Origin of the sequence: Acidovorax sp. CF316 (assembly GCF_000276605.1) — a bacterium.
In the GTDB taxonomy this organism is placed as follows: Bacteria; Pseudomonadota; Gammaproteobacteria; order Burkholderiales; family Burkholderiaceae_C; genus Acidovorax.
In genome coordinates this window covers 24,289-32,618 of the sequence record NZ_AKJX01000125.1, presented here as the reverse complement: position 1 = coordinate 32,618, position 8,330 = coordinate 24,289, and the positions used below count along the sequence as shown (strand labels likewise).

Genomic DNA, 8,330 nt, shown 5'->3' with positions numbered 1-8,330 from the left:
CCCGCTCCCACCCCCTTCTGACCGTAGGTGCGCCGCCGGGCGCACATCCCGGCCTCCGCCCTCAACACAGGCATGCGACAACCACAACCAACCGCACGACGACGGCTACCGCCTACAACGCCTGCAAACCCATTCCACCAGCAACCCCACCGATAATCCCCACCCATGATCAAGCTGTTTGTCGGCCTGGGCAACCCAGGCCCCGATTACGAAGCCACCCGCCACAACGCCGGCTTCTGGTGGATCGACGCCCTCGCGCGCGAACTGAAGGTGCACCTCGTCCCCGAACGCAGCTACCACGGCCTGGCAGCCCGCGCCACCGTGCATGGCCAGAGCGTGTGGCTGCTGCAGCCGCAGACCTTCATGAACCTCTCGGGCAAGTCCGTGGCGTCGCTCGCGCGTTTCTTCAAGATCACGCCCGAGGAAGTCCTCGTGGTGCACGACGAACTCGACATTCCCCCGGGCCAGGTCAAGCTCAAGCGCGGCGGCAGCCATGCGGGGCACAACGGACTGCGCGACATCCATGCGCAACTGGGTTCGCCCGACTACTGGCGCCTGCGCATCGGCATCGGCCACCCGGGCGTGAAGTCGGAAGTCGCCAACTGGGTGCTCAAGAAGCCCGCCCCCGACCAGCGCACGCTGATCGAGGACAGCATCATCCACTCGGTCAAGGCCTACCCGGCGATGCTGGCCGGCGAGATGGACAAGGCCACGCTGTTGATCCATACCGTCAAGCCGCCCCGCCCCAAGCCACCGCGGCCGCCCGAGCTGGCAGGCGCCAAGGCACAACCGCCAGGGCCCTCCCAGCCGCCGATCCCGGAGTGAATGCGCCGGCCCACAACAGAACAGCCCGCCAATTGGCGGGCTGTTCTGTTCCTGGAACCCTACCTGTCAGGCTGGTGCCGAGGGCGCCTGCAAGCGCTGGAACTTCTGCCACAGCGTCTCGCGGCTTTCCACGTGCTGGGGATTCACGGGAATGCAGGCCACCGGGCAGAGCTGCACGCACTGGGGCTCGTCGAAATGGCCCACGCACTCGGTGCATTTGTGCGGGTCGATCTCGTAGATTTCTTCGCCCAGGAAGATCGCGTCGTTCGGGCACTCCGGCTCGCAGACATCGCAATTGATGCACTCGTCGGTGATCATCAACGCCATGGCGTACCCCCCTGCACACGGGGCGCGATGGACAACGGGGGAGACAGTGCACACTTCATGGTGCACATTATCGCGTGGTAACCGGATGTACCTTGTGAACCACACCGGAACACAACACCGCCGATGGGGTGTTTTTACCGTTATGCTGTGTATACACATTAATTGTGACGCCGGGAATTTCCACGCTTCTGGCGCCACGTACAACCCACACCACCCACACGACACCCCACCATGGGACTGTTCTTCCTCAAGCGGTTCATCACCCTCCTGGCAACGCTGATCGGCGCCTCCATCGTCGTCTTCCTGGTGCTGGAGATCCTGCCGGGCAATGCGGCGCAGATGCTCATGGGCCCCGACGCCTCGCCCGATGCCGTGGCCGCCCTGGCCACCAAGCTGGGCCTGGACCAGCCGGCCATGCAGCGCTACTGGGAGTGGATCAGCGGCCTGGTCGTGGGCGACATGGGCAACAGCTATGCCTACAGCACCCCCGTGCTGGAACTGGTGCTCGAACGCCTGGCGCTCACGGTGCCCCTGGCCCTGATGGCCATGGTGATCACCACGGTGCTGGCGCTGATCGCAGGCGTGTACGCCGCCTCGCGCCACAACAGGCTGGGCGACGTGGGCGTGATGGGCCTGGCGCAGATCGGCATCGCCATCCCCAATTTCTGGTTCGCCATCCTGTTGATCCTGCTGTTCTCGGTCAAGCTGCAATGGTTCTCGGCGGGCGGTTTCCCGGGCTGGACCGAGGACGCCGGCGGCAGCCCGCTCGAAGCGCTCAAGGCGCTGCTGCTGCCCGCCATCGCACTGGCCGTGGTGCAGGCCGCCATCCTGGCGCGCATCACGCGCTCGGCCGTGCTCGAGGTGCTGCGCGAGGACTTCGTGCGCACGGCACGCGCCAAGGGCCTGTCGCAGCGCGCGGCGCTCTGGGGCCATGTGCTGCGCAACGCCATGATCCCGGTGATCACGGTGATGGGGCTGCAGTTCGCCAACCTGCTGGCGGGCACCATCGTGGTCGAGAACGTGTTCTACCTGCCGGGCCTGGGGCGGCTGATCTTCCAGTCCATCTCCAACCGCGATCTGATCGTGGTGCGCAACTGCGTGATGCTGCTCGCGGCCATGGTGGTCATCGTGAACTTCGTGGTGGACATCCTCTACGCGGTGATCGATCCCCGCGTCAAAGCCAGCGATATCTAAGCCGAGTCCTTTACCAGACAGCCCGATCCCATGAGCGCCGTTCCCTCCACCCCTTCCATCCGCCCCGCGGGCACGCCGCCGCCCGGCTGGTGGCACCGCGCACTGCGCCACCGCAGCTTCGTCATCGGTGCCGTGCTGTCGCTGCTGCTGCTCGTCGCGGCCAGCCTGTCCCTGGTCTGGACGCCCTGGTCGCCCTACGAGATGGACCTGGCCGTGAAGCTGCAGCCGCCGTCGCTGTCCCACTGGCTGGGCACCGATGCCTTCGGGCGCGACGTGTCCTCGCTGCTGCTGGTGGGCGCGCGCAACTCCATTCTGGTGGGCGTGATCGCTGTCGGCATCGGCCTGTCCATCGGCACGGCGCTGGGCCTGCTGGCGGCCGCCAGGCGCGGCTGGGTTGAAGAGCTCATCATGCGGCTGGCGGACTTCACCTTCGCCTTCCCGGCCATCCTCTCGGCGATCATGATGACCGCGGTGTTCGGCGCGGGCATCGTCAACTCCATCATCGCCATCGGCATCTTCAACATACCGACCTTCGCACGCGTCACGCGCGCCTCGGCCAACGCCGTGTGGTCACGCGAATACATCCTGGCCGCACGCGCCTGCGGCAAGGGCAGCTGGCGCATCACCATCGAGCATGTGCTGCCCAACATCCTCTCGGTGCTGATCGTGCAGGCCACCATCCAATTCGCCATCGCCATCCTGGCCGAGGCCGCGCTGTCCTACCTGGGCCTGGGCACGCAGCCGCCCCAGCCCTCATGGGGCCGCATGCTCAGCGAGGCACAGACACTGATGTTCCAGGCACCGCTGCTGGCCGTGTGGCCCGGCGTGGCGATCGCCTTCGCCGTGCTGGGACTGAACCTGCTGGGCGACGGCCTGCGCGACCTGCTGGACCCCCGCCTGTCGCGCAAGCGCTGAGTGGCACTGCAAGCAAGAACGACAAGACGACGATGATGAAGACAAAGACCCGCTGCCATGCCTTTGCTTGAAGTCTCCAACCTGCAGATCCGCCTGCAAACCCACCGGGGCCCAGCGGACGCCGTGCGCGGCGTGAGCTTTGCCCTGGAGCGCGGCGAAACCCTGGGCCTGATCGGTGAATCGGGCTGCGGCAAGTCCATCACCGCCATGTCGCTCATGGGCCTCTTGCCCGACAGCGCCCAGGTCAGCGGCAGCATCCGCTTCGACGGCGAGGAACTCGTGGGCCGCACCGACGCGCAGATGTGCCGCATGCGCGGCAACCGCATCGGCATGGTGTTCCAGGAGCCCATGACCGCGTTGAACCCGGTGCACAGCATCGGCCGCCAGGTGGCCGAGCCGCTGCGCCTGCACCGCGGCATGGGTGCGGCGCAGGCACGCAAGGAAGCCATCTCCCTGCTCGACCGCGTGGGCATCCCCAACGCCGCGCAGCGTTTCGACGCCTATCCGCACCAGTTCTCGGGCGGGCAGCGCCAGCGCATCACCATCGCCATGGCCCTGGCCTGCGGGCCCGACCTGCTGATCGCCGATGAGCCCACCACCGCGCTCGATGTGACCATCCAGCAGCAGATCCTGGACCTCATCAGCGACCTGGTGGCCGAGCGCAACATGGCCCTGATCCTGATCTCGCACGACCTCGGCGTGATCTCGCAGAACGTGGACCGCATGATGGTCATGTACGGCGGCAGTGTGGTCGAGAGCGGCTCCACCGCCTCGGTCTTCTCGGCCATGGCGCACCCCTACACACGCGGGCTGTTCGCCGCCCGCCCGCACCTGGGCGCGGTGCATGCACCGGGCCAGCGCCCCCGCCTGTCCACCATCGCCGGCACCGTGCCCGAACTGGTGGACCTGCCCGCCGGCTGCCCCTTCGCCGGCCGCTGCAGCTACACGGTGGACGCCTGCCACCACGAACGCCCCGCCGCCACACTGGTGGCACGCGATGAAGACGGTGACCACGAGGTACGCTGCCTGCGCCGCGATGCCATCGACCAGGCCCTGAGCGCGCAGCAGGCGGTTGAAGTCGTCGAGGTGTCCGCATGAGCAGCACCCAGCCCCCAACTCCGGCCAGCGCCGGCACCGCCCTGCTCCAGGTCACCGACCTGGTGCGCGAGTACACGCTGCCGCGCGAGCACCTGTTCCGCCCCCCAGGCAAGGTGCATGCGGTCAACGGCGTGAGCTTCTCCATCGCCTCGGGCCGCAGCCTGGGCATCGTCGGCGAATCGGGTTCGGGCAAGTCCACCCTGGCGCGCACGGTGATGGCGCTCGATGCACCCACCGCCGGCACGGTGCACCTGCTCGGGCGCAACCTGCATGCGCTGCCCCCGGCCGAGCTGCGCCAAGCGCGGCGCGATTTCCAGATGGTGTTCCAGGACCCCTATGGCTCGCTCGACCCGCGCCAGACCGTGGAGCGCATCGTCACCGAGCCGCTGCAGGCCCAGGGCGAGACCAGCCGCGCAGCCCAGCGCGAGCAGGCCGGCCAGGTGCTTGCGCAGGTGGGCCTGCGCACCAACGACCTGGACAAATACCCGCACGAGTTCTCGGGCGGGCAACGCCAGCGCATCGCCATCGCGCGTGCCCTCATCACGCGCCCGCGCCTGATCGTGGCCGACGAGCCCGTGAGTGCGCTCGACGTCTCGGTGCAGGCGCAGGTGCTCAATCTGATGCAGGACCTGCAGCAGCAGTTCGGCATCACCTACATGCTCATCAGCCACGACCTGGCCGTGGTCAACCACCTGTGCGATGAAGTGGTGGTGCTCTACCAGGGACGCATCGTGGAGCGCGGCTCGCCGGCCGAGCTGTTCCGCAACGCGCAGCATCCCTACACCCGCTCGCTGGTGGGCGCCGTGCCCCAGGTGCAACCTGGCCGGGCACGGGCACGCCGCGCAGCGGCGGCAGCCAAAAACGCATAACCACAAGTGTTGCCGATGGTGTAAAAAGCTTCCGTGCTCCCCGGTAACAATTTGCACCGGGGCTTTCGTCTGGTTTTTTGTCTGGAGAGTCCGAACATGCTGAACCGCCGTACCGTTCTTGCCACTGGCGCCATTGCCACCGTCCCCCTGGCCACCCCCTTCGGCGCCCTCGCCCAGGGCCGCAAGGATGCCGTGGTGCTGGCCATGACGCTGGAGCCGCCAGGCCTGGACCCGACGGCCGGCGCCGCCTCGGCCATCGCCGAGATCGTGCAGTACAACATCTTCGAGACGCTCACCAAGATCAATGCCGACGGCAGCGTCTCGCCGCTGCTGGCCGAGAGCTGGGAAGTCTCGCCCGACCTCAAGACCTACACCTTCAAGCTGCGCCGTGGCGTGACCTTCCAGAACGGCGAACCCTTCAACGCCGCCGCCGTGAAGTTCTCCTACGACCGCGCCGGCGGCGAGAAGAGCACCAACAAGGACAAGCGCACCTTCGCCAACCTCACCACGCAGGTGGTGGACGACTACACCGTGGTGGTGCTCAACAAGGACATCGACCCCGACCTGCTGTTCATCCTGGGCCAGGCCACGTCCATCATCGTCGAGCCCAAGAGCGCCGAGGGCAACGCCACCAAGCCCGTGGGCACCGGCCCCTACCAGCTCAATGCGTGGAACAAGGGCTCGTCCGTGGTGCTGGCGGCCTGGAGCGGCTTCCGCGCCCCGGCCAGCATCAAGATCAAACGCGCCACCTTCCGCTTCATCTCCGACCCGGCGGCCCAGGTCGCCGCGCTGCTGGCCGGCGACGTGGACGCCTTCCCGCGCGTCACGCCGCGCAGCGTCGCGCAGTTCAAGGCCAACCCGCGCTTCCAGGTGGTGGTGAGCGGCTCGCGCGCCAAGACCATCCTGGCCATCAACAACGCCAAGAAGCCGCTCGACGACGTGCGCGTGCGCCGCGCCATCGCCGCCGCGGTGGACCGCAAGGCCGTGATCGAAGGTGCGGCCGACGGCTACGGCGCACCCATCGGCAGCCACTACGTGCCTGGCGCCTTCGGCTATGTGGACACCACCGGCGTGAACCCCTACGACGTGGAAAAGGCCAAGAAGCTCTTGGCCGAGGCCGGCGTGAAGACGCCGCTGGAGCTGACCGTGACCCTGCCGCCAACGCCCTATGCGCGCCAGGGTGGCGAGGTGATTGCGGCCCAGCTGGCCAAGATCGGCATCACCGCCAAGCTGCAGAACGTCGAATGGGCGCAGTGGCTCAGCGGCACCTACGGCAACAAGAACTACGACCTGACCATCATCTCGCACGTGGAGCCGTTCGACCTGGGCAACTTCGCCAAGCCCGACTACTACTGGGGCTACAACTCGCCCAAGTTCAACGAGATCTTCAACCAGATCAAGAACGCCGCCCGCCCGGCCGATCGCTCGCGCCTGCTCGGCGATGCCCAGCGCCTGCTGGCCGAGGACGCGGTGCACGCCTTCCTCTACCAGAACCAGTGGATCACAGTGGCCAACAAGAACCTCAAGGGCCTGTGGAAAGACATGCCCGTGTTCGTGAACGACATCTCGGCCCTGTCCTGGTCCTGATGCCAACTGGCAGGGGCTGCACAAGGCCCCTGCCAATGTGACGCCTTGCCCCCGTGCGCTGCCGGCCCCTGCCGGCAGCCGCCCCGCCTTCCCTCCCCAGCCCCTGCCATGAGTGATCTCCACGACCTGCCCGCCCACGCACTGACCGCTGCCTACCGCCAGCGCACGCTGTCCCCCGTCGAGGTCACCCAGGCCGTCCTCCAGCACATCCAGGCCTGGGAGCCCCATATCCAGGCCACCTACCTGCTGCGCCCCGAAGCGGCGCTTGCGCAGGCGCGCGCCTCCGAGGCCCGCTGGGCCCGCGGCGAACCCCTGGGCTTGCTGGACGGCGTGCCCGCCACCATCAAGGAAAACATCGCCACCGAAGGCGATCCGCTGCCCCTGGGGACCGCCGCCGTGGACCTGGTACCGGCCCCGGCCGATGCGCCGCCCGCTGCGCGCATGCGCGAGGCCGGCGCGGTGATCGTGGCCAAGACCACCATGCCCGACTACGGCATGCTGTCGTCGGGCCTGTCGAGCTTCCACCCGCTGTCGCGCAACCCCTGGGACACCAGCAAGGGCCCCGGCGGCTCCAGCGCCGGTGGCGGCGCAGCCGCGGCGGCCGGCTACGGCCCGCTGCACATCGGCACCGACATCGGTGGCTCGCTGCGCCTGCCAGCCAGCTGGTGCGGCATCTTCAGCCTGAAGCCCAGCCTGGGCCGCATCCCGATCGATCCGCCCTACACCGGCCGCGCCGCCGGCCCCATGACGCGCACCGTGGCCGATGCCGCGCTCATGATGCAGGTGCTCAGCCGCCCCGATGCACGCGACAGCATGAGCCTGCCCGCGCAGGACATCGCGTGGGACCGCTTCGACCAGGGCACCGAGCGCCTGCGTGGCCTGCGCATCGGCCTGCTGCTGGACGCCGGCTGCGGCCTGCCCGTGGACCCCGAGGTGCGCGCCGCGGTGGAGAACGCCGCACGCCTCATGGAGGCGGCCGGCGCCACCATCGTGCCCATGCGCCCCTTCATGACGCAGGCCCTGCTCGATGGCATGGACCACTTCTGGCGCATGCGCTCCTTCACCGACATGCAGGCCCTGCCTGCGGCCAAGCGCGAGAAGGTGCTGCCCTACATCCGCGCCTGGGCCGACAGTGCCGAAGGCATGTCGGGCACCGCGGTGTTCAACGCCAGCCAGCAGTTCCACCTGACGCGCGTGGCCGCGGTCAAGGCCTGCAGCGCCTTCGATTACGTGATCTCGCCCGTGGCGCCCAACGTCGCCTTCCAGGCCGAGCTGCCATCGCCCACCAACGACCCGCTGCGCCCGCTGGAGCACATCGGCTTCACGGTGCCGTTCAACATGTCCGAGCAGCCGGCCGCCTCGGTCAACTGCGGCTACACCAAGGCCGGTCTGCCCATCGGCCTGCAGATCGCGGGCGTACGCTTCGACGACCTCGGCGTGCTGCAGGTCTCGCGCGCCTTCGAGCTGGTCCGGGGCCCGCAGCGCCCCTGGCCGCAGCCGCCCCAGGGCTGATCG

8 protein-coding genes are annotated in these 8,330 nt (G+C 68.2%); 7 read left to right on the top strand and 1 reads right to left on the bottom strand.

What is annotated here, in order from left to right; all coding sequences use genetic code 11:
• Nucleotides 1–165 precede the first annotated feature (165 nt).
• Entirely contained in the window at nt 166–825 is a 660-nt protein-coding gene (pth, locus tag PMI14_RS15470; RefSeq protein WP_007855882.1) for an aminoacyl-tRNA hydrolase, read from the top strand.
• Nucleotides 826–891: 66 nt separating this feature from the next.
• On the opposite strand, the gene PMI14_RS15465 is transcribed toward pth, so the two are convergent.
• Complete coding sequence (locus tag PMI14_RS15465; protein WP_007855881.1) at nt 892–1,152, bottom strand: YfhL family 4Fe-4S dicluster ferredoxin; 261 nt, start codon at nt 1,150–1,152, stop codon at nt 892–894.
• Between the two features lie 231 nt (nt 1,153–1,383).
• Between PMI14_RS15465 and PMI14_RS15460 the strand changes: the two genes are divergently transcribed.
• The 6 genes from PMI14_RS15460 to PMI14_RS15435 all read left to right on the top strand — a co-directional run bounded on the left by PMI14_RS15460 (nt 1,384) and on the right by PMI14_RS15435 (nt 8,327).
• Entirely contained in the window at nt 1,384–2,346 is a 963-nt protein-coding gene (locus tag PMI14_RS15460; protein ID WP_007855880.1) for an ABC transporter permease, read from the top strand.
• A gap of 30 nt (nt 2,347–2,376) precedes the next feature.
• Complete coding sequence (locus PMI14_RS15455) at nt 2,377–3,261, top strand: ABC transporter permease (RefSeq protein WP_007855879.1); 885 nt, start codon at nt 2,377–2,379, stop codon at nt 3,259–3,261.
• Nucleotides 3,262–3,318: 57 nt separating this feature from the next.
• Complete coding sequence (locus PMI14_RS15450; protein WP_007855878.1) at nt 3,319–4,359, top strand: ABC transporter ATP-binding protein; 1,041 nt, start codon at nt 3,319–3,321, stop codon at nt 4,357–4,359.
• A complete protein-coding gene (locus PMI14_RS15445; RefSeq protein WP_007855877.1) occupies nt 4,356–5,228 on the top strand; it encodes an ATP-binding cassette domain-containing protein in 873 nt (290 codons plus the stop codon). The genes PMI14_RS15450 and PMI14_RS15445 overlap by 4 nt, the downstream gene beginning before the upstream one ends.
• Nucleotides 5,229–5,324: 96 nt before the next feature.
• Nucleotides 5,325–6,815, top strand: a complete 1,491-nt coding sequence (locus PMI14_RS15440; protein ID WP_007855876.1) for an ABC transporter substrate-binding protein — start codon at nt 5,325–5,327, stop codon at nt 6,813–6,815.
• A gap of 108 nt (nt 6,816–6,923) precedes the next feature.
• Complete coding sequence (locus tag PMI14_RS15435; protein WP_007855874.1) at nt 6,924–8,327, top strand: amidase; 1,404 nt, start codon at nt 6,924–6,926, stop codon at nt 8,325–8,327.
• Nucleotides 8,328–8,330: the final 3 nt, after the last annotated feature.